Source organism: Tessaracoccus sp. OH4464_COT-324 (assembly GCF_003932855.1).
Lineage (GTDB): Bacteria > Actinomycetota > Actinomycetes > Propionibacteriales > Propionibacteriaceae > Arachnia.
Window position 1 is genome coordinate 1 of sequence record NZ_RQYZ01000016.1, and the last position, 23442, is coordinate 23442.

The window sequence follows — 23442 nt, forward strand, 5'->3', positions numbered from 1 at the left end:
GTGGGGATCGGGTTGGTGCGTTGAAGGTGGCCGAGGAGGCGGTGGAGAGCTGGCGGGGTTTGGTGGCGCGGGTGCCGGGGGCGTTCGAGGCAGAGCTGGCGATGGCGTTGAACAACCTGGGCGCTTCCTTGGGGGATTGTGGGGATCGGGTTGGTGCGTTGAAGGCGGCCGAGGAAGCAGCGGAGCTAGTCGAGCGGTCGGGCGAAGGCGGCAGCCCAGCCGTTGAGGAACGTTCAGAAGCCACCAAGAATCTGCTTGACCGATTGGCGGAAGAGAAAAAGCGATGGTGACAGTCCTGGCAGGTTGGGGTGAATGCTACGCGGATTATGCGGGATGTTTCGTTGTCTGAAAGTGTTTCAATGAGAGCGTATTCTTGGCAGGTTGTTAGGCAATGTGGTTGGCTAAATTTGCCGGATGCCATTCGCCAGAAAATCTGCCAGCTTTCCAGGGCCTCAATGTGACTTGATGGTGGTGGATGGTGGACTGGGCCTCGTCCTTCAACGGACTGTTTATACCTGCAAGAAGCTTCTCCAAGGGAAGCATTAACCAAGAATCCGTCGGCCGACCCTCCTTCCGGATGACCGACCCTCCCGAGGTGGTAATTCACGTACTGCTCGGTGACTCTAGCGCCAATGGTAATAGATTTATCGAAGAACTCAGGGATATTAGATCGCTCTTCGGGTACCGTCGATGTTTCGAGCATGCTTGCATAGACTATGACAAGCTGACTGTGGTGCTGAACTGTTGCGTCGCCCGAATTAGGCATTTTGCTTTTCATTCAGCCTACGGAGGCGTTTTCCTGTCGAAGGGAGGAGGATCTCATTGTCTGTCGTATGAAAGAGTTGCTGAACAGTTTACTAGATCCATCAGCCGTTCTGAATTGTTGGTATTAAATGGGTGTGAATCGCTTAAGCTAGCAGGGATCCTTGAGGGGTGGGCCAAGGCGATTGTGTGTTGGCCCGATAGGCTCACCGATGCGCAGGCGAGGGAGCATGCAAAAGCCATGTACGAAGGGCTGTGGAACGGCCTGAATTTGGAGCAAGCCTTAGCTAGCGCTAGAGGGGCGATCGACGGAATGGAAGATTGGGAAAAGCCGGTGGTCATAGGGGACGAGCGCTGGAAGCTTGAATGCAGCTGACGTTGTCCATTGGAGAACTTATCCAGTCGGGTCAAATATTGGAATATGACGGGGTGGGCGCTCAAGCACCCGCCCCGTCGAAGGCCGCTCAGGCCAAGGCCGTCGCCGCGGCCCGCGCCTTCTCGAACCGCTGCGCGACATCCGCCCAGTTCACGACGTTCCACCAGGCGGCCACATAGTCGGGCTTCACGTTCTTGTACTGCAGGTAGAAGGCGTGCTCCCACATGTCCAGCTGCAGCAGCGGCAGCTGCGACGCCGGCAGGTTGTTCTGCTGGTCGTACAGCTGGTGCACGAGCAGCCGCCCGCCCAGGGTGTCCCAGGCGAGGATGGCCCAGCCGGAGCCCTGAATGGACGTCGCGGTGGCGTTGAACTGCTTCTGGAAACCCTCGAAGCCGCCGAAGAACTCGTCAATGGCGCTCGCCAGCTCCCCCTCCGGGCGGCCGCCGCCGTCGGGCGACATGTTCTTCCAGAACACCGAGTGGTTGATGTGGCCGCCCAGGTTGAACGCCACATCCTTGGCGAGCTTCCCGACGGAGCCCAGCTCACCCTTCGCGCGCGCCTCCGCCAGCTGCTCCAGCGCGGCATTCAGGCCCGCGACGTAGGCGGCATGGTGCTTGCCGTGGTGCAGCTCCATGATCTCCGGCGCGATGTGCGGGGCCAGGGCGCCGTAGTCGTAGTCGAGGTCGGGCAGGACGTAAGTCATGGACAGATCCTTTCGCAAGTGTTCCGATGCCACCCCATCCTAAGGGGTTTCCGGCGCGGGCCAAGTGGTCTTGAGAATCCGGAACCCCTTCGAGCTGGCCACCCGCACCGTCGGCCAGCCCTGCTCGCCCAGCCACCGCGCCAGCGAATCGCCGCCCAGATTCTTGCTCACCACCAGCCACGCGACGCCGTCGCGCTTCAGCTTCGGCAGCCACCCCAGCAGCAGCTCGTGCAGCGCCTCCTTGCCGATCCGAATCGGCGGATTCGACCAGATCTCGTCAAACGGGCCTTCCGCCGACACCCCGACGCTCACCCGATCCGCCACGCCGTGCCTGGCCGCGTTCTCCCGGGTCAGCTGCAACGCGTTCTCGTTGACGTCCACCGCCGCCACCGTCACCCGCGGCGACGCCACCGCCAGCCCCACCGCGATCGGCCCGAAACCGCAGCCCAAATCCAGCAGATGACCCTCCGCGGGCGGGTCGATCTCGCGCAACAGCACCCCCGTGCCCGGATCCAGCCTGGAACCCGAGAACACGCCCTGCGCCGTCGTGAACACCAGCTCGTGGCCGAAAACCGTCGCGCGGATCTCGCGCCGCTCCAGCGGCCGACCATCGGTGACGAAATAATGACTCACCTGTCCTCCAACTCCCGCACCGCCCGCGCCGCCACCGCGCGCGCGGCCAACTCGTCGTCGGCCGGATAGCCGACCTCCTCCAACACCAGCCCACGCGCCGGCATCACCACCACCTCATTGTGCCGCGCTCGGTGCGCCGCCACCCGCTCCAGCCACGCCACATCCCGACGGCCGCCTGCCACCCAGGTCAGCGCCCCCACCAGCGAGCGCACCATCGAATGGCAAAACGCGTCCGCCAACAGGTGAATCTCCACCACCCCATCCGGCCGCCGCGTCGCCCGCAGCTCCCGCAGATCGCGGATCGTCGTCGCCCCGGGACGCGGCCGGCAGAACGGCGCAAAATCGCGCAATCCCGTCAACAGCCCCGCCACCTCGTTCAGCAACCCCACATCCAGCGGATGCCGCAACCCGACGACGTGGTTCGCCAGCAGCGGATCCGCCACCTCGTCGCCCGGCAACACCCGGTAGCAGTACCGCCGCCAGATCGCGCTGAACCGCGCATCGAACCCCGGCGGCGCCACCCCCACCCGATGCACCACCAGGTCTGTGGGCAGCACCCGCGGCAGGCGACGCGCCAGCAGGGCCGCCGCATCGTCGAGCCCCACATCCAGGTGCGCCACCTGCCCGCGCGCATGCACGCCCGCGTCCGTGCGGCCCGCGACGGTCAACTCGGCCGGGGCGGGCAGCCGCAGCACGCGCGTGATCCAACCCTCCAACTCGCCCTGCACCGTGCGCAGCCCCGGCTGGCGTGCCCACCCGTGGAAACCCGCGCCGTCGTAGGCGAGATCGATCCGCAGCCTCACGCCCGCCTCGCATAGGTCAGATCGAACACCGTGCGGCCCGCCGCCAGGCCCCGCGCCTCATACTTCGTCACCGGCCGCTCCGCCAGCCGCGGCGCCCAGCCGCCGTGCACGTTCACCAGCCCCGGATGATCGTCCAGCTCCTCGCGCATCCACAGCGCGTAATCCTCCCAGTCGGTGGCTAGCCGCCACAGCCCGCCCGGCGCCAGCTTCGCCGCCACCACAGACCCGAACGCGCGCGACACCAGCCGCCGCTTGTGGTGGCGCGCCTTGTGCCACGGGTCGGCGAAGAACGTCCACAGCTCACTCACCGAGGAATCCGGAAACAACTGCGCCAACCCCTGCGCGCCGTCGGCCATCACCAGCCGCACATTCGTCACCGAATCGCGCGCCAGCCGACCCACCGTCGACGCCACCGCCCGCTCGAACACCTCGAACGCGACGACGTTGCAGCCCGGCCGGCCCGCCGCCATCGGCACCAGCGAATCACCCGTGCCCGAACCGATCTCCACCACCAGCGGCGCATCCCGGCCAAACTCCGCCGCCCAGTCCACGCTCACCCCCGGCGCCAGGCTCGTGCTCAGCTCCCCGGACGCCACCGGCACGACGAACCGGCCACCGTGGCGGGCCAGGGCGGCGCGCTGGGACTCGTTCATGCGGGAGCTGCGGCGCACGAAACTGACGATGCTGCGCTTGGGGGAATCGGACACGGAAGACACCCTATCCCGGCGCACCGGGGCGCCGGGAATTGCGCGGCTGGGTAGGCTGAGAAGCACCGAGCAAGGAGGCAACATGCGAACCCTACTGAACATCATCTGGCTGCTGCTGGGCGGCATCTGGCTGGCGCTGGCCTACTTCATTGTCGGCATCCTGAGCTGCATCCCGATCATCACCATCCCCGTCGGCCTCGCCGCCATGCGCATGGCCAAGCTGGTGCTGTGGCCCTTCGGCAAGAAAGCCGTCAAGAAGCCCGGCTACGGCGCAGGTGCCCGCATCCTGAACCTCGTCTGGTTCGTGCTGATCGGCTGGGTGCTGGCGCTGCTGCACGTAGCCGCCGCCCTCGCGCAGACCCTCACCATCGTCGGCATCGCGAACGCGGTAGTCAGCATCAAGCTGATCCCCGTGAGCTGCTTCCCCTTCGGCAAGCGGATCGTCTCCGCCTAGGCTTCCCGCCTAGGCCGGGCTCGCGGAAGCGCCGCCGGCGCGGGGAGCATCAGCACACGGGCCGGGCCCGACGCGGAACGCGCCCGGCGTCAAGCGGTCACCACCATCTCCCGAGTCACGTCCTGGAAACGGGTCAGCGGGGTGGTGGCCGGATTCCACGTCTCCACCGCCTTGCCCTCGCGCAGCACGATCAGGCGGTCGCAGTTGCGCTGCAACTCCGCCTCGTTGGAGCTGAACAGGATCACCGCCAGCCCCGCCGCGGTGCGCTCCTCAATGCTCTGCCAGAACTCCTCCTGCGCCGCCAGATCCAGCGAATGCGTCGGGTTACTCAACACCAGCACCGTCGCCTCCGTCGCCACCTGCTCGGTGAGCACCCGCCGACGGTGCTGCCCATGGGAGAGCCCGTTGCGCAACAGCCGACGGCTCATCTGCTCGCTGTCGCGGATCATCATGAGGATCTGCTTCGCGAACAGCACCTCGCGGTCATTCGCCACGCTGGAGCCGATCATCAGGTTGCGGGCGAAAAACTCCTCCGCGTCGTCGTCGTCCAAACCCGTCAGGATGCCGATGCGATGCATCGTCGCGTCGCTTGGCGTCGTGATCTGGAACCACTCGTCGGCCATGTAGAACGTGAGCGCCTCGCACGGCGTCTTCCCGTTCAGCGCCCGGAACAGCTCCTCCACGCCCGACGCGCGCGAGCCGATGAAACCGAGCACCTCGCCGCGATGCAGATCGAAGGACACCCGGGTGCCCTGGCCACCGGGGGAGCGCACACTCAACACCACATCCTCGGTGGCGTGGCTCTGCCGCTCGCGCACCTCGAACACCCGGTCGTAGATGGCCTCGCTGAGCTCCTCCTCCGTGGTGCTCCCCGCCTCCAGGATCTTGCTGATCACGCCATCGCGCAGCACCGCTATGCGGTCGCACACCTGCAGCGCGTCCGCCAGGTTATGGGTGATGTAAACCACCGCTCCTTGGTTCTCCGTGCACCGCTTCAACGCGAAGTGCAGATCCTCCTTCTCGCGGGCGTTGAATACCTCGCCCACCTCGTCCATCACGGTGACGGGATGCGGGTCGGCGAGGATGCGCACCACCTCAAGCAGCCGCTTGTCGTAGGCGCTGAGGCTCTCCACCTGCTCCTCCAGATCCAGCGCGATGCCGGTCTGGAACAGCGCCAGTCGCGCCGTGCGCAGCAGATCCTCGAACGGCACATCCGTGGTGTCGCGCTTGCGGAACAGCGCCTCCATGACGCTCAGGCCGTTCGGGATGCTCGTGCGCTGCTCGATGAGGCTCACAAAGCGTTCCCGGGAGTCGGCGCATTCGATGGTGCCCTCGTCGTAGCCATCCGTTCCGGCCAGGAGGTGGGCCAGCGTGGACTTGCCCGCGCCGTTCTGCCCGACGAGGCCCAACACCTCGCCCGGGCGCAGCTCGAACTCGACGCCGCTCAGGACCTGTTTGTTGTCATACGATTTGCGCAACCCGGAAACGCGGAGGAGAGGCTGCTCCATGGCCTGCCCGCTTTCGTGAATCATCGGCTCATACTCCCGCTTGACGTCGCTTCTTCTTCAATGAAGACCGTAGGCTCTCGATTTCAAGGGCCTGGCTCTCCATTGTGGCTTTCGCCGTCCACAGCTGCTCGACATTGGCCCGATTCTCGCCGCGGAGCCTAGCAACCAAACGTTCCAATCTTGGCACGGTCCGGTCCCAGGCCGACAGCGATCCCGTCTCCAGCTGGGCGAGCTGCTGCTCCACCTTGTCGAACCGGCTGGCCAACTCGTCGTGCTCGGCGATGGCCAGCTCCGCGTCCTCGCGCAACTGGTGCGCCTCGACGCTCAGCTCTTCCAGCTGCTGTAGCTCGTCGGCGAGCCGCTCAGCCTCCGCCTGCAACTCGCTCACCTCCGCCTGCCGGGCGTCGGCAGCCGACCGCTGTTTCTCCGCCTCGGCCCTGGCCTCAGCCAGCTGCGCGGCCTGCTCCTCCGCCTCGGCGGTGAGCTTGGCGAGCAGGGCCTCGTGCTCCGTCACGCTGGACTGGGCCTGGGCCAACTCGTTCGCCCGCGCCTCGGCCAGCTGCTGCGCCTCGGCCAGCTCGTTTGCCCGCTCCTCAACTGTCGCACGCAGCTGCTCGATGTCTCCGGCGAGCTTTTCCGCCTCGGTCTCCAGCTCGGCGATCCGTTCCGCCCGCTGCGTGGACTCGGCGTGCGCGAGTTCGGCGTCCTCCCTGGCCTGATCAGCCTCGGCCCGGGCCTGGGAGGCCTCCGCCGAGAGCTCGTCCAGCCGGGGATCCATGCGGGCCTCGGCGAGCGCCTTCTCCAGCGCACGGGAGCGGGTCTGCTCCGACTCGGCGTCCGCCAGCGCCCGCTCGGTCTCCGCGAGCGCCTTGTTGCGCTCCGCCAGCAACGCTGTGTGCGCCGAGCGGGCCTCCGTGATCGTCGACTCCGCCCGGGCCAGCTGGGCGGCCTGGGCGGTGGCCTGCTGAGCCAGCTCCCGCTTGAGGCCGCCCACCTTCGCGCGCCCAATCACCCAACCGAGCACAGCGCCGACGAGTGCACACCCCGCCCCGAAGACCGCGATCTGCAACCAAACGAGGGAAAAAGCGTCAAACATCAGTTCTCCTCAACAATCAGGATCTCGACGCGTCGGTTGAGCGCCCGGCCCTCTTTGGTGGCGTTGTCCGCCACCGGTTTATCGTCAGCCTCCGATGCCAGCCGGATCGCAGCTTCGGGAACTCCCTTCGCGACGAGGGCCTGCTTCACCGACGTCGCCCGAGCCAGGCCGAGCTCCAGGCGTGCCGGGCGCGTCTTGCCGTTGTCGGTGTGCCCGGTGAGCACCACCACGTAGCCGGGATGCTGCTTGAGGAAGGCCGCAGCCTTGTTCACCACGTCGCTGCCGCCCGCCAGGTCACTGGTGCCGCCCTCGAAGCGGATGGGCTGGAACGTGGGCACATCAACGGGGGTCGGGCTGGGGGAGGGGCTGGGGGGCGGCGACGGCGTCGCCACCTGGGAGGTGGGCGGAGCGGGAGGCGGCGACACGTCGGCCGAGGCGCTCACTGACGGCGTCGCCTGGCTCGTGGCGGGATCGGACGACGGATCGCTCGACGGCGGCGCGGCCGGGGCGCTCACGTGCACCTCAGCAACCCCCGGCAGCTGCTGCAGCAGCTCCCTGGCCTGCTGCGAGTCGGAGCCGGAGACGTACAGGTCACGCCCGACGGCGGACACCGTCGCGTCCAGGTTCGCCGAGATCAGCGCGGCCTTCGCCGAGTCGTCCATGTGGTGCTGCAGGCTGGAGGCAACCGCCCACGACCCGAACCCTATGCTCGCGACAAGAGCCAGGGCGGCAACCCCGATGAGCCCCTTCGGTGCAGAACTGGGCATGTCACTTCCTTCGCTTGACGGTGCGCTTGAACGTGGGCAAACAGCAGCCGCCCTGTAAACGTTATCGTTTACCGGGTGCTAACTGGTGCAAAGTTACAGCAAAAGCGCGCGCTTCTGGCGCCGAGGCCCCCCTGTGGTTATAGGCTGTCTGGCGAAAAGACTGCTGCCTAAGGTTGGCCAGCGTCGGCCCAGGGGGCCCGAGAGTTGAGGAGACCATGACCGTCTTGAACGTTGCCCAGCGGCGGGAGAAGAAAACTGAAGAGCTCAGGCGCGTAGTGGCCCAGCTGCGCGAGCACGTGCCGGAGTTGTACGGCGTGATGGTTGCCTCGATAGACGGCTTGGCCATTGCACACGATTTCCCGGAGGAAGACGCCGAGCGGATGGCCGCGATGGCCGCGACCGCGCTCGGCCTGGGCAACCGCATCACGGAGCGCTCCAACCTGGGCGAGTTGCGCGAGGCGGTCATCTACGGTGAGCGCGGTCACTTGGTGGTTTACTCGGCCGGTTCGGACGTGGTGCTTGTTTTCACGGGCCCTTCGCGGTCCAACCTGGGGTTGATGCGGGTCGAGGCGCGCGCCGCCGCGGTGGAGATCAAACAGATCCTGTCCCTCGACGAGGACGAGCCCGCCGAGCCGGCCGGAGAAAGCGCCTGACGGGGCCGGGCCGGGCGGTCAGCTGGTTGCCCGGCTCTGCCCACCCTCAGAAACCCAATTCGGCGGAGTCCAGCACGATGGTCACCGGCCCGTCGTTGACCAGCGCGACATCCATCATCGCCCCGAAGCGACCGGTGGCGACCTGCGCGCCCAGCGTGCGCAGCGCGTCCACGAAATGCTCAAACAGTGGCTCCGACGCCGCTCCCGGCGCGGCCCTCGACCACGACGGGCGGCGCCCCTTCCGGATGTCGGCATAGAGCGTGAACTGGCTGACCGCCAGGATCGGCGCGCCCACATCGCTGGCGGAGCGCTCGTCGGCCAGGATCCGCAGCCCCCAAATCTTCTGCGCGACGCGCTCGCAGACCTCGGGCGTGTCGTCGTGCGTGATGCCGACGAGCAGCACCAGCCCGGGAGAGGGGAGTTGGCCGACGACCTCGCCGTCGACGGTGACGCTCGCCGAGCGAGCACGCTGTAGGACGATTCGCATGCGCCTTAGAGTAGCTTTGGGGCGTGAAGATCCTCATCCTGGGCGGCACTCGCGCCGCCCGGCAGCTGGCCGAGGCGCTCCTGGGCGAGCACCAGGTGATCTCCTCCCTCGCCGGGCGAACGAAGCGGGCCACACTGCCCCCTGGCGACGTGCGCGTCGGCCACTTCGGGGGAGTGGCCGGGCTCGTCGAATACCTTGAGGGCGAGCGGGTCGAGCTGCTCATCAACGCCACCCACCCCTTCGCGGACACGATGTCCGCCAACGCCCACGCCGCGGCCGCCAAGACCGGCACACCCCACCTGCGGCTGACCCGGGACTCCTGGGCCGAACGCCCCGACGCGCCCGGCTGGCTGTGGGTCAACGACCACCGCGAGGCGGCCCGCCGCGCCAGCGAACAACCCGGGGCCGTGCTGCTCACCATCGGGCGGCTGAACGTCGCCGAATACCTGCCGGAGCTGGCCGGGCGTCGCGTGATCTGCCGGGTGGTGGACCCGCCCGAGGTGGCGCTGCCCGACGGCTGGCGGCTGCTGCGCGACCGCGGCCCCTTCACGCTCGCCGACGAGCTGGCGCTGCTGCGCGACGAGGGAGTCGGGGTGGTGGTCACGAAGGACTCCGGCGGCCAGGAAACAGCCGCCAAGCTCGATGCCGCGCGCCAGCTCGGGGCGCGCGTCGTGATGATCGCGCGGCCCAAGACCGCAGGCGAGGAGGTCACCAGCGTGGCGGACGCGCTCGACTGGGTGCGGCGCGCGGCCCAAAACCAGTCGCGATAGCATCCCCAAACCGGGCGAAAAGCCCCCGCGCGCCCGGCGCCGGGCTCTAAGGCAGCAGCCCCGGCTGGGTCACCTCGCCGATCACGGTGATCGCGGGCGGGCGCACGTCCGCGGCGCGCGCCACGGCCGGCAGCTCCGCCAGCGGGGAGCGCCACACACTCATGTCGCTGCTCGCCGCCTCCACCACCACCGCAGCCGGGGTGGCGCCGTCGAGGCCGGCCGCGGTGAGGGCCGCCACGATCTCCGGCAGATACTTCACCCCCATCAGCACGACGATCGTGGTGTTGCTCAGCGCCACCGCCGACCAGTTCACGCTGCACCGCTCGTCGTCGGGCGCGACGTGCCCGCTCACCACCGTGAACCCCTGGGTGAGCGTGCGGTGCGTCACCGGAATGCCCGCCAGAGCCGGTGCCGCGACGCTGGAGGTCACACCCGGGATCACCTGCACCGGGATGCCGTGGGCGGCGCAGGCCACCCACTCCTCGCCGCCGCGGCCGAACACGAACGAGTCGCCGCCCTTGAACCGCACCACGATCTTGCCGGCCTGCGCGGCCTCGATCAGCAGCTCGTTGATCCGCTCCTGCGGGGTGCAGGCGCCGCGCGGCACCTTGCCCACCTCGACCAGCTCCGCCCCCGCTCGACACTCGTCGAGCGCGGCCAGCGGCGCCAGCCGATCGTAGAAGACGATGTCGGCGGCGCGCAGCGCCTTCAAACCGCCCACGGTGAGCAGATCCGGATCGCCGGGGCCGCCGCCCACGAGGGTGACCGTGCCGGGCAGGAACTCCATCATGATGTCCTTTCGTGACAAGCGTTGATGAACCGTTGGGCAAGCTGGGGACAACCCGCCCAGTGCGTGTGCAGGTAGGAGGCGTGCACGCTGCCGGCGGCCACACCGTCGGTGCCGACCCCGACAAACTCCCAGGCCGGGCTGACATCGCCCGAGACACGGGTGCGGTGGAACTCATGCCCGGTGACCCGCCACCCCGGCTCCGTCAGCACGGTGGCGTGCTGGGCGACGGCATCGCGGTAGCCCATCGCGAGCCGCGGGCCCATCGTCGTCGAGATCGGCAGCGCGCCCGCCATCGGCTGGCCGTCGATGTCGCGTCCCAGGTACAGCATTCCTGCGCATTCCGCGACGGTGGGCACGCCGTCGGCGACCGCGCGCGCGACGTCGTCGAGCAGGCTGCGGTTGGCCGCCAGCTCGGCGGCGTGCACCTCGGGGAAACCGCCCCCCAGGTAGATGCCCGCCGTGCCCTCCGGCAGCCGGGCGTCGCACGTCGGATCAAACTCCACCACCTCGCAGCCGCCCGCCGCGAGCAGCTCGGCGGTCTCCGGGTAACGGAACGTGAACGCGCGGCCCCCGGCCAGCGCGACGACGGGGCGAGCCGGGCTGGGCGGGGACACCTGGGCGGCCGGATCCCACGGCGACTCGGTCAGCTCGTCGGCGGTCTCGGCCAGGCGCAGCAGCTCGTCGAGGTCCAGGTGCTCCGCCACGAGCCGCGCCAGCCCGGCCAACTGGGCCGCGGCCTCCGGGCGCTCCTCGGCAGGGATCAGCCCCAAGTGCCGCGACGGGGTCTCCACGCTCGGATCGCGCGGGATGAAACCCAGCACGGGCACGTCAACCCGGGCCATCGCGTCGCGGATCTCCGCGGCCTGCCGCGGCGAGGAAACCTTGTTGAATACCACCCCGGCCAGCCGCACCCGGGGGTCGAAGGTGGCGATGCCCAGCACGGTCGCCGCGATCGTGCGCGACGTGTGGCTGGCGTCCGCGCACAGCACCACCGGGGTGCGGGTGAGGGCCGCGACGTGGGCGGCGGACCCCTCGCCCGCGCGGCCCAGCCTGCCGTCGAACAGCCCCATGACGCCCTCGATGATCGCGACGTCGGCCCGATTCGGGTGCGTGGCCCCGCGCAGCAGCAGCTGCGTGACGAGACCGGGAGAGGTGAGCACCGGGTCGAGGTTGCGCGAGACTCGGCCCGTGGCTAGCGCGTGGTAGCCGGGGTCGATGTAGTCGGGGCCGACCTTGTTGGGGGCGACGCTCAGCCCGCGTGCGCTGAGCGCGCCCATCAGGCCGATGGTCAGCATCGTCTTGCCGTGGCCCGACGCGGGCGCGGCGATCATGAGGCGGGGGAGCTTCACCATTCGATTCCAATCTGGCCGCGCTGGCCGCGGTCGAAGGGGTGCTTGATCTTCGTCATCTCGGTCACCAGATCCGCGAACTCGATCACCGGTTCGGGGCAGCGTCGCCCCGTGATGATCACGTGCTGCTTGCCGGGGCGCGCCCTCAGCGTGTCGATCACCTCGGCCGGGTCGACCCAGCCCCAGGCCATGGGGTAGGTGAACTCGTCGAGCAGCCACAGCTGGTGGCGCTGCTCGGCGATGCCCTCCGCGACGTGGCGCCAGCCCGCGCGCGCGGCCTCGGCTTTCTGGTCTTCGGAGAACGGGCTGCGGATCCACGACCAGCCCTGGCCGAGCGCCTCCCACTGCACGCGCGGCCCCAGCTCGCCCAACTCCTGGAAGGCGCGCTGCTCGCCGACGCGCCACCTGCCCGATTTCACGAACTGGAACACCCCGACGCTGCCGCCAGCCGCCCAGGTGCGCAGCGCGATCCCGAGGGCCGCGGTGGTTTTGCCCTTGCCATCCCCGGTGTGCACGATCACGAGCGGCTGGTTGCGGAGCTCGGCGGTGCTGGCGTGCGTTTCGGTCACGCGCCCAATACTGGCATAGACCTCCGGCGCCGTGCGGCTCGCTGGCCGCGCCGCGGCGACGCCCGGCTAGGCTGTGCGCATGGTTGGCATGTTGATCGCCGGTACTTCGTCGGATGCGGGCAAATCCCTGGTGGTGACCGGCCTGTGCCGCGCCTTTAAGCGGCGCGGCATCGACGTCGCGCCCTACAAGGCGCAGAACATGAGCAACAACTCGATGGTGTGCGCCGACGGCGCCGAAATCGGGCGCGCCCAGTATCTGCAAGCGCTCGCCGCCGGCGTCGAACCCAGCTCCGCCATGAACCCGGTGCTGCTGAAACCCGGCTCGGATCGGCGCAGCTTCATCGTGCTGCGCGGCCAGCCGGGCGGGGTGCTCGAATCCGGCCAGTACGCGACGGGCCGCGCCCATCTGGCCGAGGCCGCGCGCGCCGCCTACCGCGAGCTGGCCGAGCGGCACGAACTGATCGTGTGCGAGGGGGCGGGCAGCCCCGCGGAGATCAACCTGCGCGCCGGCGACTACGTCAACATGGGCCACGCACGCCACTTCAACCTGCCCGTGATCCTCGTCGGCGACATCGACCGCGGCGGGGTGCTGGCCGCCATCTACGGCACCTGGGGGCTGCTCGAACCCGACGACCGCCGCCTGCTCGCGGGCTACATCATCAACAAGTTCCGCGGCGACGACACCATCCTCGCGCCCGGGCTCGCGGAGCTCTCCGCCCGCTGCGGCCTCGCCCACCTGGGCACACTGCCCTGGCTGCGCGGCGTCTGGCTCGACGGCGAGGACACGCTCACCGTCGGCCGCTGGCGCGCCGAGGGCGACGCGGGGGACGAGCTGAAGGTCGCCGTGATCCGCCTGCCGCGCATCTCCAACGCCACCGACGTCGACGCGCTCGCGCAGGAGCCGGGAGTTACGGTGCAGGTCACCACCGACCCGCGCGTCGTCGCCGCAGCCGACCTGGCGGTGCTGCCCGGGTCCCGCTCCACGCTGAGCGATCTGGCGTGGCTGCGCGAACAGGGCCTGGCGGAGGCCCTGGAGCGCCGCGGAGCCCAGGGCGCGCCGGTGTTCGCGGTGTGCGGCGGGTTCCAGATGCTCGGTCACGACATCGACGACCCCGTTGAGGGCCAGGGCCGCGCCCGGGGACTCGGCCTGCTGCCCATCGACGTCGCTTTCCATCCCGAGAAGATCGTCGCGCGCGCCACCAGCAGCTGGCGCGGGCACCCGGTGTCCGGCTACGAGATCCACCACGGCGTGTGCACCCCTCACCCCGGCGCGGAGCCTTTCCTCGACGGGGTACGCGCCGGCAACGTGTGGGGCACCATGCTGCACGGCTCACTCGAATCCGACGGTTTCCGCCGAGCCTTCCTCGCCGACGTGGCCGCCGCCAGCGGCGCGGAATGGCGTCCCAGCGCCGACGCCCCGACGATGGGCGAGCGCCGCGAGCGGATGATCGACACGCTCGCCGACGCCTGCGAGCGCCACCTGGACCTGGAAAGGCTGCTGGAACTGGCTAGACTGTCCGCCAGCGACCACCCAGCCGAAGCGAAGGAATCCGGTGAGAATCCGGGAGCGGTGCCGCCACTGTGACCACGAACTCGTGGGAGCCAGATACTTCCGGGCTGGGCAAGACCACTCGGGCGAGACACCCAAGGAGGCCTCATATGACGAGCAAGCGCGCGCTGATTGGCGTGGGGGTTGGCCCCGGCGACCCCGAGCTCGTGACCGTGAAAGCCCTCAACCGGTTGGCTGAGGCCGACGTGATCCTGGTGCCCAGCACCGAGGCCCGGGCGGGCAGCGTCGGGCGCGCGGAGGAGATCGTCCTCAGCCACCTGCCACACAAGGCCGCCGCCATCGAGCGCATCCCGTTCTCGATGGCCGAGCGCCGCGGGGTCGGCGAGCAGCGCGCGACCGCCTGGGAGCTGTCCGCCGACGCCGCCGTCTCGGCCTTCGAAGCTGGCGCGCGCACCGTGGCGTTCGCGACGGTGGGCGACGCCTCCGTGTTCTCCACCTTCTCCTACCTGTGCGACCTGGTGACGAGCCGGGTCGACGTCGAACCCGAGGTGATCCCCGGCATCACCGCCATGCAGGCCCTCGCCGCGCGCAGCCGCACCCCGCTCGCCGAAGGCCAGGAGGTTCTCTCACTGGTGCCGTGGACCGTGGGCGTCGAGACGCTGGAACGGGTGTGCGAGGTGTCCGACACCGTGGTCATCTACAAGGGCGGCCGGGAGCTGACCCAGCTGCGCGCCGCGCTGGAGCGGCAGGGCAGGCTCGACTCCGCCGTGCTGGGCACCGACCTCGGCCTGGACACGGAGGCCATCGTCGCGCTCGCCGACGCTAATCCGCGCGCGCCCTACTTCAGCACGGTGCTCTCCGCGCCCGAGCGCACAACAACAGGAGGAAGACTGTGAGCGGACTCAGACACGACCCGAAGGGGCTCGTGGTGTTCGTGGGCGCCGGCCCGGGCGCCGACGACCTGATCACCCTGCGCGGCTCGCGCGTGATCGCCCAGGCCGACATCATCATCTGGGCCTCGTCGCTCGTGCATCCCGGCATCATCGCGAACCACAAGCCTGAGGCGGAGGTGATCGACTCCGCGTCGATCCCGTTGGAGGACCTCGTGCCGCTCTACACCAGGGCACGCGACGAGCGGCTGCTGGTGGCGCGCGTCCACACCGGCGACCCCGACATCTACGGCGCGACCGCAGAGCAGCGCGACCTGTGCCACCAGATCGGCATCCCCACCGAAACCATCCCCGGCATCTCCGCCTTCTCCGCGGCGGCGGCCCGCGCCGACCAGGAGATCACGCTGCCGGAGGTGGCGCAGTCGATGATCCTCACTCGGCTGGAGGGCGGGCGCACACCCATGCCGGAGAAGGAGAACGTGCGGGCCTTCGCGGCGCACGGCACCACCATGGCGATCTACCTCTCGGCGGCCCGCAACAAGCAGCTGCAGGAGGCGCTGCTCGACGGCGGCTACGACCCGGAGACACCGTGCATCATCGGCTACCGCGTCACCTGGCCCGACGAGCGAATGTGGCGCGTGCCGCTCAAGGACCTGTCGGCGACGATGAAGGAGCACAAGCTCTGGAAGCACACCATCGTGCTGTGCGGGCCCGCGCTCGCCGAGGGTCGGGCCGCCAAACGCTCCCACCTCTACCATCCCGGCTTCCGCCACGAATACCGTGCCGCCGAGAAGGAGGCCCGCGAGGATCTTCGCGAACACGGCGCCACCACCTACGACCTCGATGGAGACAAGCAATGATCACTGTCTACGGACACCTGGGCGCCCCCGGCGATGAGCTGCGCGCCGCCGTCGCCGCCGCCGACGTGGCGGTCGGGGGGCGGCGCCACCTCGACGAGTTGGGCGTGCCCGAGGACAAGCGGATCGTGCTCGGCGCGCTGACCCCCGCCGTCGAGCAGATCCGCCAACTGCCCGCAGAAACCAACGTCGTGATCCTCGCCTCCGGCGACCCGCTGTGGTTCGGCGTGGTACGCAAGCTGCGCTCCGCCGGGCTGCGGCCCAAGGTGATCACGCGGGCGTCGTCGGTGGCGGAGGCGTTCGCGCGCGTCGGGCTGCCCTGGGACGACGCGGTGACGGTCTCCGCACACGGCCGACCCATCGACCCCGCCGTCGCGGCTGCGAAGCGCTACTCGAAGGTGGCGGTGATGACCGACCACCGCGTGCCCCTGAGCGCCCTCACCGAGCCTCTGGCCGGCCTGGAGCGCACCTTCGTGCTCGCCGAACGCCTGGGGGAGAGCGATGAGCGGGTGCAGATCCTCACCGGCGACGAGCTCGCCGCCGTCGAGGACGTCCGCCAACCCAACGTCGTGCTCGTGTTGGAGAAGCACCCCGACGCCGACTGGGACGACGAGGCCGTGGCCGTCACCGGCCCGCGGCGCGTCGCGGCCCCGACGGTGGTGCGGGAACGCCTGGCGACCACGCCGCTGGCGGAACTCACCGTCGGGCAGGTGGTTTCCAGCTCGCATGGCCGCGGCCGCGCGGCCCGCATCGACGAGCTGCTGGGCGAGACCCGCATCTACGACGGGCCGGCGGCGGAGGGGCTGGAGCGGGCCTTCGAGGAGTGCGACCTCGTGATCTCCCACCTGGCGCTCGGCGCCACCACCCGCATCATCGCGCCGCTGCTGGAGAGTAAGAAGACCGACCCTGGCGTGGTCGTCATCGACCAGGGCGGCACCTTCGTCGTGCCCCTGGTGGGCGGCCACGTCGGCGGCGCCAACGAACTGGCGGAGAAGCTGGCCGAACACCTGGGCGCTACCGCGGTGGTCACCACCGCCACCGACTCGCTCGGCGTGCCCGCGCTCGACACCCTCGGCTGGGCGCATTCCGGGGACGTGGCCGGCGTCACTGCGGCGATGCTGGAGGGCCGCGGCGTCCAGGTGGTCCGCGAGCAGCTGTGGCCGCTGCCGCCGCTGCCGAAGAACGTCTTCACCGCGCCTGACATCGAGGTCGCAGCCCAGATTGTGGTCACCGACCGGGAGGAGAGCCTGCTGGAGCCCACCGACCTGCCGCGCGTGGTGCTGCACCCGCGTTCCCTCGTGGTGGGCATGGGCTGCAACCGCGGCACGTCGGAGGAAGTGCTGCGCGCCCACCTGGAGCTGACGCTCGCCGAGGCCGGGCTGTCGCTGCACTCCGTGGCGGCGCTGACCAGCGTCGATGTGAAGGCGCACGAGGGCGGCCTGGTGCGGCTGGCCAAACATCTCGGCGTGCCGTACATCTGCTACGAGGCGGCCGAGCTGGCCGAGATCGAGGTGCCGACGCCGTCCGACGTGGTGGCCAGCGAGGTGGGCACGCCCAGCGTCTCTGAGGCATCAGTGATCAACTACGGCGCCGAGCTGATCGTGCCGAAACGCAAGTGCCCCGACGCCACCTGCGCGGTGGGCAGGGTTCCCGCTCGCGGCGAGCTGCGCGTCGTGGGCCTGGGCCCCGGTCACCGGGACCTGCTGACCCCGATGGCCAAGCAGGCCATCGAGACGGCCACGGTGGTGGTGGGCTACATCCCCTACGTGCGCCAGATCAAGGATCTGGTCAGTCCCCACGCCGAACTGCACGCCACGAAGATGGGCACCGAGGAGGAGCGCACCGCGCACGCCATCCAGCGCGCCCGCGAGGGCCACGCCGTCGCGTTCGTCTGTTCGGGGGATCCCGCGATCTACGCGATGGCCTCGCCCACCCTGGAGCAGGGCACCGAAGGCATCGACGTGCGCGTCATCCCCGGCGTGACCGCTGAGTTGGCCGCGTCCGCGCTGCTGGGCGCGCCGCTCGGCCACGACCACGTGACCATCTCGCTGTCCGACCTGCACACGTCCTGGGAGGACATCGAGCGCAGGCTGGAGGCGGCTGCGGAGGGCGACTTCGTGACCGTGCTGTACAACCCCCGGTCCCGCAAACGCACCCGGCACCTGCCGCGCGCGCTGGAAATCCTGGGCGCGAAGCGGCCTGCCGACGTGCCGGTGATGGCCGTGTACGAGGCGTTCCGGCCTAAGCAGCGCATCCGGTGGGCGCCGATCGGCGAGTTCCAGCCGGAGTGGGTGGACATGCACACGATCGTCATCGTCGGCTCCTCGACGACGAAGCCGGTTGTCTCCGGCGGCGGCGAGGAGCGGATCGTCACCCCGCGTGACTACCAGTGGATGGGCAAGATTCAAGGAGGAAACTGCTGATGACTACACAACTTGTGGGCGACGTGCCGCTGATCGTGGCCGCGCACGGCTCCCGCGACCCCGAGGGCGTCGCGGTGTGCCGGGCGCTCGTCGAGCGGGTACGCGCCAAACTGCCGGGCAGCAAGGTGACGCTCGGCTTCGTCGAGCTGGCCGAGCCCAGCATCGCGGAGGCCGTCGCGGAGGCCGTGGCGGACCGAAAGATCACGGGGGAGGTGGACGCGGTGCTGGTGCCGCTGATGCTCGCGACGGGTGGTCACGTCCGCGAGGACATCCCCGAGTCGATCGACGAGGGCCGCGGGGAGGCTCGCGTGTGCTACGCGGCGCCGCTGCTGCCGAGCCCCCTGCTGCTCGGTGCGCTGAAGCGGCGGGTTGCCGAGGCGCTGGGCGACTGGCGCTCCAAGGACACCGCCTGCGTGCTGGTGGGCCGTGGCTCGCTCGTCACCGCCGCCAACGCCGAGCACTACCGGCTGGCCCGCTCGCTCATGGAGGAAGCGGAACTGGGCAGCGTGTACCCCGCGTTCATCCAGGTGTCGCGTCCGTCCATCCCGGAGGCGCTGAGCGCCGCCAAGGCCTCGGGCGCTCAGCGCATCGTCGTGGCGCAGCACTTCCTGTTCCCCGGCAAGCTGCGCACCTGGACCTTCGATCAGGTGGGCGCTTGGGCGGAGCAGCACCCGGACGTGGAGGTGCGTGTCGCCGAGGTGATCGGCGACTGCGACGAGTTGGCGCAGCTGGTCGTTGATCGCTACACGGCAGAGCTGGACGCGGAGGGCGTGGCCGATGGCGCTCCGGGTTACATGACCAGCCTCAGCCTCGTGGGCCGCGACGTGTTGGTCGTCGGCGGCGGGGCGGTGGCCGCGCGGCGTATCCCGCGCCTGCTCGCCTCGGGCGCGAAGGTGCGGGTGGTGGCGCCTAACCTGGGCATCGCGGTAGGCCGGCTCGCCGCCAGCGGCGCGATCGCCGTCGAGCGTCGGGCGGTGCGGGCCGAGGACGTGGCGGGTGCCTGGTACGTGCTGGCGGCGAGCAACGATCCTGCTGTCAACGAGATGGTGGCTGCGGAGGCGGAGCGCGCGCACACGTTCTGCGTGCGCGCCGACAACGCCGTCGCGGGCTCGGCGGCTACCCCGGCGACGGCGTCGGCCGGCGGCCTGACGGTGGCTGTGGTGGGCGACCGCAACCCCAGGCGTTCCGTCAGGGTGCGTGACGAACTGCTGAAGGTTCTCCAGGGCTGATTTCTCGGCGGATGGGCGGCTCACCGGGGAAGAACCGCCCATACGCCGTACAAAAAGTGTCAAGAACCGTCCGGTAGTGACACCCTCGGCTGCTAGCCTGCCCAACGTGAGCATCCCGACGTCTGGATCCCAGCCAGCGAACCGTCCTGGGAACGTGCCTCATCAAGGGTGGCGAGTGCCCGGGGGGAATACCGCGCCGCCGCCACAGCCTCCGGTGAGACCGCCGGCCCGTCCGACGCAGCCGGGCCCCCAGCCACTGCCCCCTGCGGGAAAGGCGCCCAGCAAGGTCCTGCTACTGATCGTCGGCCTTGCTGTCGCGCTGCTGGTCAGCCTGGTGCTCAACCTCTGGCAGGCGTTCGGTGGGCCGGGCGACGAGGGGTTCGATTCCCCGGAATCGGCGGCCAGGCATTACGTGTACAGCCTCGGCAGCGCGGCCTCTGGCGAGGCACTGCGTTCCTACGGGATGAAGACCGTGGCCGCCAAGATGGACTCGCGCGCCCAGGCCGAGCAGGTCAAGCAGTGGCGGGCGGACTCACCGTACCCGCCGGCGGACGCCCAAGACCACCCCGACTTGGCGGGGCAGGCGCTCCAGCAGGCCGCCATTCGGGAGGTGTACCTGCGTTCGCTGCAGTTGATCGCCGACGAGTCCGTTGACATCGCGCAGGTCCGTTCGGGCAGCTGGGAGCAGATCACCGACGACATGGACCCGACCCGGCTCGACGGTGGCCTCACGCTGGTGGAGTTCAAGACCGTCGAGAGCACGCCCGGGAACCTCGCTGGAAACAGCGCGGAGACGTGCAAGCAGCTGGGCGCCGACGAGTGCGCGGAGGCGATGATGCTGATCAGCCGGGACAAGTCCAGCTGGGCGCTCGGTCTCCAGTTCCTGCGCTACGGCGACGGCTGGTTCGTGGCGCCCGCCAAGTCGAGCGTCGCGCTCAACCTGGCGTCCTCCGACGCCCGCTTCGGCCTGTTGCGTTCGTCCGAGGGGGAATTCAAGCAGCTGGTGGCTGCGGCGGAGGCGGCGGGCGTCCGGTTCCGCTGAGCGTGGTGCTCAGCCGGCCACCGCCAGGATGTTGCCGGCCCGGTCGATGACCACCACCTCGACCTCGACGGGTGCCCCGTCGAGCACGGCCAGGGCCTCCGCGCGGGCGTCGGCTGCGATGAGCGCGGCCAGGTCGATGCCCTCCTTGGCGGCCAGGGTCACGGCGTGGGCGACGGTGGCCACCGTCGAGATTTCCTCCTGCAGCTCGGCGGAGGCGCCGTGGGCGGCCACCAGGCCGCGCAGGTGCCCGGGCTGGATGCGGGTGCGGTGCGAGTGCAGATCGAGGTAGCCCGCGGCCAGCTTGGACAGCTTCGCCACGCCCCCGACGAGGGTGAGTTTGGGGATCGGGTGCTTGCGCAGGTACTTCAGCACCGCCCCGGCGAAGTCGCCCATGTCGAGTAGCTCGATGCCGGGGTGCAACTCCTCTGCCACTCGCTCCGACGTTGACCCGGTGCATGCGGCGGCGTGGCGCGCTCCGGTGGCGACCGCGACGTCGATGCCGCGGTGGATGGACGCGATCCAGGCGGAGCAGGAGTAGGGCACAACGACGCCGGTGGTGCCGAGCACGCTCAACCCGCCCAGCACACCGATGCGCGAGTTCCAGGTCTTCTTCGCGATGCGCTCGCCGTCGTCAATAGAGATCGTCACGTTCACATCGGCCGGCACGCCCAGTCGCTCGGCGGCCGTGGAGATGTTCGCTGTGATGTACTCACGCGGCATCGGGTTGATCGCGGGCTCGCCTACCGGCAACGGCAGCCCGGGCAGCGTGACGGTGCCCACGCCGGGGCCGCCGAAGAAACGCACGCCTACGCCCGGCTCTCCGGGTTCGACCCGGGCCCGGATGATGGCACCGTGCGTCACATCCGGGTCGTCGCCAGCATCCTTCGTGACGGCGGCGGTCGCGTGCCCCACAGCCCGCTCGCTGGCGGTGAGCGCGAAGGCCGCCCGCCGCTCACCGGGCAGCACGATCTCCACAGGATCCGGGAAGTCGTCGTGCAGCGCGATGAATGCGCTGGTGGCGGCGGCGCAGGCGCAGGCGCCGGTGGTCCAGCCTGGCCGGAGTTCGGAGTGCTCCAGCTGGGCCTTCCTGCCGCGCGGGCGCAGGGCCTCCCGCCCGGCCGCAGACAGACCGTCAGCGGTCATTCGTCGTCTCGGCGCGGCTCGCCATCGCGTTGATGGCAGCCACTGCTATCGCGGATCCGCCGCGCCGACCGAGAACCGTGATGTATTCGACGCCGTAGGGCTCGGCGACGAGCGCGTCTTTGGATTCCGCCGCGCCCACGAAGCCCACCGGGATGCCGACGACGGCGGCCGGGCGGGCGCCGGTGTCGCGCATCACCTCCAGCACGCGAAATAGCGCGGTGGGGGCGTTGCCGATGGCGACGATCGACCCGTCGAGGAGACCGTCTTGCTGCCACAGGTCAACGGCTGCCGCGGTCTTCGTGGTGCCCAGGGATTCGGCCAGCTGCGCCAGCCGGGGATCCTTAATATGGCAGATGATCTCGGTGTGCTCGGGTAGCCGGGAGCGGATGATGCCGGTGGCCACCATCGAGGAGTCGCACAGGATGGGAGCGCCCGCCTCAAGGGCGGCCAGCGTGGCTCGGGCAACCCCCGGGGTGAAGGCAACCATGTCAGCGATCGCTGGGTCGGCTGCTGCGTGAACCATCCGCACCACCGCCGGTTCCACGTCGGCGGGAAAACGCTCCAGGTTGGCTTCCTCGCGGATGATTTCGAACGAACGGGCGTAGATATCGCCGCCGGTTTTCAAGTAGTCCTGAGTCACGATCCTAGGGTAGTTCGTTGATGTCCTGAACCGTAATGTTCATTTCGCAGCATTCACGCCCCGCCCCCGGGCCCGGTAGTAGACTCGGCCCCGTACCGCCTGAGAGCGGTATGCGGGGAAGCTGGGTGAGCCAGCGCGGTCGCGCCACTGTAGCCACACCTTGTGTGGGAGCCAGACCCCCGCTCACTACCTGATTCGGGACGCGCAATCCCGGAGAAAGAGACCGAAAAATGCACATCGCCGAGGGCTATCTGCCCCTGACACACGCGGTGGCTTGGACGGTTGCCGCGGCGCCCTTCGTGGTGCACGGCGCAAGCGCCGTCGTCAAGTCCGTCCGCCAGAACCCGGAAAACAAGCTTCTCCTTGCGGCCGCAGCCGGATTCACCTTCGTGCTGTCCGCCATCAAACTGCCCAGCGTCACGGGCAGCTCCTCGCACCCCACAGGCACCGGCCTGGGAGCCGTGCTGTTCAAACCGCCGGTGATGGCCTTCCTGGGCACCATGGTTCTCCTATTCCAGGCCCTCCTGCTCGCCCACGGCGGGCTGACGACGCTCGGCGCCAACGCATTCTCTATGGCGATAGCCGGGCCATGGGTGGGCTACGGCGCCTGGGTGCTGTGCCGCAAGCTGGGCGCCCCGAAGGAGGTGGCGATCTTCTTCGCGATGGCGTTGGCAGACCTCAGCACCTACTGCGTCACCTCGCTGCAGCTTGCCATCGCCTACCCGGATCCGACGAGCGGTTTCGGCGGCGCCGTCGCCACCTTCATGAGCGTTTTCGCGCTCACCCAGATCCCGCTGGCCATCATGGAGGGCCTGCTGGGCGTCGTCGTGATCCGTTTCCTGGCCAAGGTGGCCGCGTCGGACCTCATCCGGCTGAAGGTGTTGAAGCAGAGCGAGATGGAGGCCGCACATGTCTGACAAGCGTTTCCCCTGGGTGAGCGTTCTGTCGCTCGGCGCTATAGCGGTGTTGTTCGCGATCTCGTTCGTGCTGGGCAGTCCGCGTCCGATGGAGGCCGCACAGCCGGACCAGGCCCAGACTCAGGCCGAGGCACCGGAGCCAGAGGAGGGCTTCGTCGGAACCGACTCCGTCGTCGTGGACATCATGGATAAGGCCGGCGCCGAGCCGTGGTTCTCGCCACTGTTCGAGCCTGCGTCCGGCGAGATCGAGTCGGGCCTGTTTGCGCTCCAGGCGGCGATCGGCGCCGGCATCGTCGGCTACGCCTTCGGTGCGCTGCGCGGGCGCAGCGCCGAGCGGGCCAAACAGGCCTCGAAGGCCGAGTAG

Annotated in this window: 25 protein-coding genes, 1 pseudogene and 1 riboswitch; of the genes and pseudogenes, 13 read left to right on the forward strand and 13 right to left on the reverse strand. The window is 69.4% G+C overall.

Going from position 1 to position 23442, the window contains the following annotated elements; genetic code table 11:
* Positions 1 to 290 (forward strand): tetratricopeptide repeat protein (locus EII42_RS08985; RefSeq protein ID WP_125171791.1); only part of this gene is annotated, 290 nt, incomplete at its 5' end.
* Between the two features lie 185 nt (positions 291 to 475).
* Entirely contained in the window at positions 476 to 1138 is a 663-nt protein-coding gene (locus EII42_RS08990) for a hypothetical protein (protein ID WP_125171792.1), read from the forward strand.
* Between the two features lie 88 nt (positions 1139 to 1226).
* Here EII42_RS08990 and EII42_RS08995 read toward each other — a convergent pair whose 3' ends face one another.
* The 4 genes from EII42_RS08995 to trmB are packed head-to-tail and all read right to left on the reverse strand — an operon-like array spanning position 1227 to position 3984.
* Positions 1227 to 1841 carry a superoxide dismutase gene (locus EII42_RS08995; RefSeq protein ID WP_125171793.1) on the reverse strand — a complete coding sequence of 205 codons (615 nt, stop codon included), beginning with the start codon at positions 1839 to 1841 and terminating at the stop codon, positions 1227 to 1229.
* 39 nt (positions 1842 to 1880) lie between these two features.
* Positions 1881 to 2474 (reverse strand): class I SAM-dependent methyltransferase, encoded by a 594-nt coding sequence (locus EII42_RS09000; protein ID WP_125171794.1) that lies wholly within the window; start codon positions 2472 to 2474, stop codon positions 1881 to 1883.
* On the reverse strand, positions 2471 to 3277 hold the full coding sequence (locus EII42_RS09005; RefSeq protein ID WP_125171795.1) for a tRNA pseudouridine(38-40) synthase TruA: 807 nt from the start codon (positions 3275 to 3277) through the stop codon (positions 2471 to 2473). The genes EII42_RS09000 and EII42_RS09005 overlap by 4 nt, the downstream gene beginning before the upstream one ends.
* Positions 3274 to 3984 (reverse strand): tRNA (guanosine(46)-N7)-methyltransferase TrmB, encoded by a 711-nt coding sequence (gene trmB, locus EII42_RS09010; protein ID WP_233558334.1) that lies wholly within the window; start codon positions 3982 to 3984, stop codon positions 3274 to 3276. Before trmB ends, EII42_RS09005 begins: the two co-directional genes overlap by 4 nt.
* 82 nt (positions 3985 to 4066) lie before the next feature.
* Between trmB and EII42_RS09015 the strand changes: the two genes are divergently transcribed.
* Positions 4067 to 4438 (forward strand): YccF domain-containing protein, encoded by a 372-nt coding sequence (locus tag EII42_RS09015; RefSeq protein ID WP_125171797.1) that lies wholly within the window; start codon positions 4067 to 4069, stop codon positions 4436 to 4438.
* 89 nt (positions 4439 to 4527) lie between these two features.
* Here the strand turns inward: EII42_RS09015 and EII42_RS09020 are convergent, their stop codons facing one another.
* Genes EII42_RS09020 through EII42_RS09030 form a run of 3 tightly spaced genes read right to left on the reverse strand, consistent with a single transcriptional unit; the run spans position 4528 to position 7809 of the window.
* A complete protein-coding gene (locus tag EII42_RS09020) occupies positions 4528 to 5970 on the reverse strand; it encodes an ATP-binding cassette domain-containing protein (RefSeq protein ID WP_125171798.1) in 1443 nt (480 codons plus the stop codon).
* Positions 5971 to 5974: 4 nt separating this feature from the next.
* Positions 5975 to 7042, reverse strand: coding sequence for a hypothetical protein (locus EII42_RS09025; RefSeq protein ID WP_125171799.1), 1068 nt, complete (start codon positions 7040 to 7042; stop codon positions 5975 to 5977).
* Complete coding sequence (locus EII42_RS09030) at positions 7042 to 7809, reverse strand: OmpA family protein (protein WP_125171800.1); 768 nt, start codon at positions 7807 to 7809, stop codon at positions 7042 to 7044. The genes EII42_RS09025 and EII42_RS09030 overlap by 1 nt, the downstream gene beginning before the upstream one ends.
* Positions 7810 to 8024: 215 nt before the next feature.
* Between EII42_RS09030 and EII42_RS09035 the strand changes: the two genes are divergently transcribed.
* A complete protein-coding gene (locus tag EII42_RS09035; protein WP_125171801.1) occupies positions 8025 to 8462 on the forward strand; it encodes a roadblock/LC7 domain-containing protein in 438 nt (145 codons plus the stop codon).
* 46 nt (positions 8463 to 8508) lie between these two features.
* Here EII42_RS09035 and dtd read toward each other — a convergent pair whose 3' ends face one another.
* Complete coding sequence (dtd, locus tag EII42_RS09040; RefSeq protein WP_125171802.1) at positions 8509 to 8949, reverse strand: D-aminoacyl-tRNA deacylase; 441 nt, start codon at positions 8947 to 8949, stop codon at positions 8509 to 8511.
* Between the two features lie 23 nt (positions 8950 to 8972).
* Between dtd and EII42_RS09045 the strand changes: the two genes are divergently transcribed.
* Complete coding sequence (locus EII42_RS09045; RefSeq protein ID WP_125171803.1) at positions 8973 to 9719, forward strand: cobalt-precorrin-6A reductase; 747 nt, start codon at positions 8973 to 8975, stop codon at positions 9717 to 9719.
* Between the two features lie 46 nt (positions 9720 to 9765).
* Here EII42_RS09045 and cobA read toward each other — a convergent pair whose 3' ends face one another.
* Genes cobA through cobO form a run of 3 tightly spaced genes read right to left on the reverse strand, consistent with a single transcriptional unit; the run spans position 9766 to position 12436 of the window.
* A complete protein-coding gene (gene cobA, locus EII42_RS09050; protein WP_125171804.1) occupies positions 9766 to 10509 on the reverse strand; it encodes a uroporphyrinogen-III C-methyltransferase in 744 nt (247 codons plus the stop codon).
* Positions 10506 to 11861 carry a cobyrinate a,c-diamide synthase gene (locus EII42_RS09055; RefSeq protein WP_125171805.1) on the reverse strand — a complete coding sequence of 452 codons (1356 nt, stop codon included), beginning with the start codon at positions 11859 to 11861 and terminating at the stop codon, positions 10506 to 10508. Before EII42_RS09055 ends, cobA begins: the two co-directional genes overlap by 4 nt.
* Entirely contained in the window at positions 11855 to 12436 is a 582-nt protein-coding gene (gene cobO, locus EII42_RS09060) for a cob(I)yrinic acid a,c-diamide adenosyltransferase (RefSeq protein ID WP_125171806.1), read from the reverse strand. Before cobO ends, EII42_RS09055 begins: the two co-directional genes overlap by 7 nt.
* A 70-nt stretch (positions 12437 to 12506) precedes the next feature.
* On the opposite strand from cobO, the pseudogene EII42_RS09065 reads away from it, so the two are divergent.
* The 6 genes and pseudogenes from EII42_RS09065 to EII42_RS09090 form a co-directional block, all read left to right on the forward strand.
* Positions 12507 to 13940: pseudogene (locus EII42_RS09065) on the forward strand (cobyric acid synthase); the annotation flags it as partial.
* A riboswitch (cobalamin riboswitch) is annotated at positions 13928 to 14060 on the forward strand. (Overlaps the previous pseudogene by 13 nt.)
* Positions 14061 to 14086: 26 nt before the next feature.
* A complete protein-coding gene (cobI, locus tag EII42_RS09070; protein WP_125171807.1) occupies positions 14087 to 14833 on the forward strand; it encodes a precorrin-2 C(20)-methyltransferase in 747 nt (248 codons plus the stop codon).
* Positions 14830 to 15687, forward strand: a complete 858-nt coding sequence (cobM, locus tag EII42_RS09075; protein WP_125171808.1) for a precorrin-4 C(11)-methyltransferase — start codon at positions 14830 to 14832, stop codon at positions 15685 to 15687. Before cobI ends, cobM begins: the two co-directional genes overlap by 4 nt.
* A complete protein-coding gene (cobJ, locus tag EII42_RS09080; protein WP_125171809.1) occupies positions 15684 to 18107 on the forward strand; it encodes a precorrin-3B C(17)-methyltransferase in 2424 nt (807 codons plus the stop codon). Before cobM ends, cobJ begins: the two co-directional genes overlap by 4 nt.
* Complete coding sequence (locus tag EII42_RS09085) at positions 18107 to 19336, forward strand: CbiX/SirB N-terminal domain-containing protein (RefSeq protein WP_125171810.1); 1230 nt, start codon at positions 18107 to 18109, stop codon at positions 19334 to 19336. The genes cobJ and EII42_RS09085 overlap by 1 nt, the downstream gene beginning before the upstream one ends.
* Before the next feature lie 214 nt (positions 19337 to 19550).
* A complete protein-coding gene (locus tag EII42_RS09090; RefSeq protein WP_125171811.1) occupies positions 19551 to 20378 on the forward strand; it encodes a hypothetical protein in 828 nt (275 codons plus the stop codon).
* 9 nt (positions 20379 to 20387) lie between these two features.
* Here the strand turns inward: EII42_RS09090 and EII42_RS09095 are convergent, their stop codons facing one another.
* Positions 20388 to 21521: a cobalt-precorrin-5B (C(1))-methyltransferase gene (locus tag EII42_RS09095; protein WP_125171812.1), complete on the reverse strand. Its 1134-nt coding sequence runs from the start codon at positions 21519 to 21521 to the stop codon at positions 20388 to 20390.
* Complete coding sequence (locus EII42_RS09100; RefSeq protein ID WP_233558336.1) at positions 21511 to 22164, reverse strand: precorrin-8X methylmutase; 654 nt, start codon at positions 22162 to 22164, stop codon at positions 21511 to 21513. Before EII42_RS09100 ends, EII42_RS09095 begins: the two co-directional genes overlap by 11 nt.
* 227 nt (positions 22165 to 22391) lie before the next feature.
* On the opposite strand from EII42_RS09100, the gene EII42_RS09105 reads away from it, so the two are divergent.
* Positions 22392 to 23078, forward strand: a complete 687-nt coding sequence (locus EII42_RS09105) for an energy-coupling factor ABC transporter permease (protein ID WP_125171814.1) — start codon at positions 22392 to 22394, stop codon at positions 23076 to 23078.
* The gene (locus EII42_RS09110; protein WP_125171815.1) at positions 23071 to 23442 is read left to right on the forward strand and encodes an energy-coupling factor ABC transporter substrate-binding protein; all 372 of its coding nucleotides are present in this window, start codon (positions 23071 to 23073) and stop codon (positions 23440 to 23442) included. Before EII42_RS09105 ends, EII42_RS09110 begins: the two co-directional genes overlap by 8 nt.

Coding starts and splice junctions, on each gene's coding strand:
- EII42_RS09105 (WP_125171814.1), top strand. CDS start 22,392: ATGCACATCGCCGAGGGCTATCTGCCCCTGACACACGCGGTGGCTTGG.
- EII42_RS09095 (WP_125171812.1), bottom strand. CDS start 21,521: ATGACCGCTGACGGTCTGTCTGCGGCCGGGCGGGAGGCCCTGCGCCCG.
- EII42_RS09055 (WP_125171805.1), bottom strand. CDS start 11,861: ATGGTGAAGCTCCCCCGCCTCATGATCGCCGCGCCCGCGTCGGGCCAC.
- cobJ (WP_125171809.1), top strand. CDS start 15,684: ATGATCACTGTCTACGGACACCTGGGCGCCCCCGGCGATGAGCTGCGC.
- EII42_RS09085 (WP_125171810.1), top strand. CDS start 18,107: ATGACTACACAACTTGTGGGCGACGTGCCGCTGATCGTGGCCGCGCAC.
- EII42_RS09015 (WP_125171797.1), top strand. CDS start 4,067: ATGCGAACCCTACTGAACATCATCTGGCTGCTGCTGGGCGGCATCTGG.
- EII42_RS09035 (WP_125171801.1), top strand. CDS start 8,025: ATGACCGTCTTGAACGTTGCCCAGCGGCGGGAGAAGAAAACTGAAGAG.
- EII42_RS09030 (WP_125171800.1), bottom strand. CDS start 7,809: ATGCCCAGTTCTGCACCGAAGGGGCTCATCGGGGTTGCCGCCCTGGCT.
- EII42_RS09025 (WP_125171799.1), bottom strand. CDS start 7,042: ATGTTTGACGCTTTTTCCCTCGTTTGGTTGCAGATCGCGGTCTTCGGG.
- EII42_RS08990 (WP_125171792.1), top strand. CDS start 476: ATGGTGGACTGGGCCTCGTCCTTCAACGGACTGTTTATACCTGCAAGA.
- EII42_RS09020 (WP_125171798.1), bottom strand. CDS start 5,970: ATGATTCACGAAAGCGGGCAGGCCATGGAGCAGCCTCTCCTCCGCGTT.
- EII42_RS08995 (WP_125171793.1), bottom strand. CDS start 1,841: ATGACTTACGTCCTGCCCGACCTCGACTACGACTACGGCGCCCTGGCC.
- EII42_RS09110 (WP_125171815.1), top strand. CDS start 23,071: ATGTCTGACAAGCGTTTCCCCTGGGTGAGCGTTCTGTCGCTCGGCGCT.
- dtd (WP_125171802.1), bottom strand. CDS start 8,949: ATGCGAATCGTCCTACAGCGTGCTCGCTCGGCGAGCGTCACCGTCGAC.
- cobI (WP_125171807.1), top strand. CDS start 14,087: ATGACGAGCAAGCGCGCGCTGATTGGCGTGGGGGTTGGCCCCGGCGAC.
- cobA (WP_125171804.1), bottom strand. CDS start 10,509: ATGATGGAGTTCCTGCCCGGCACGGTCACCCTCGTGGGCGGCGGCCCC.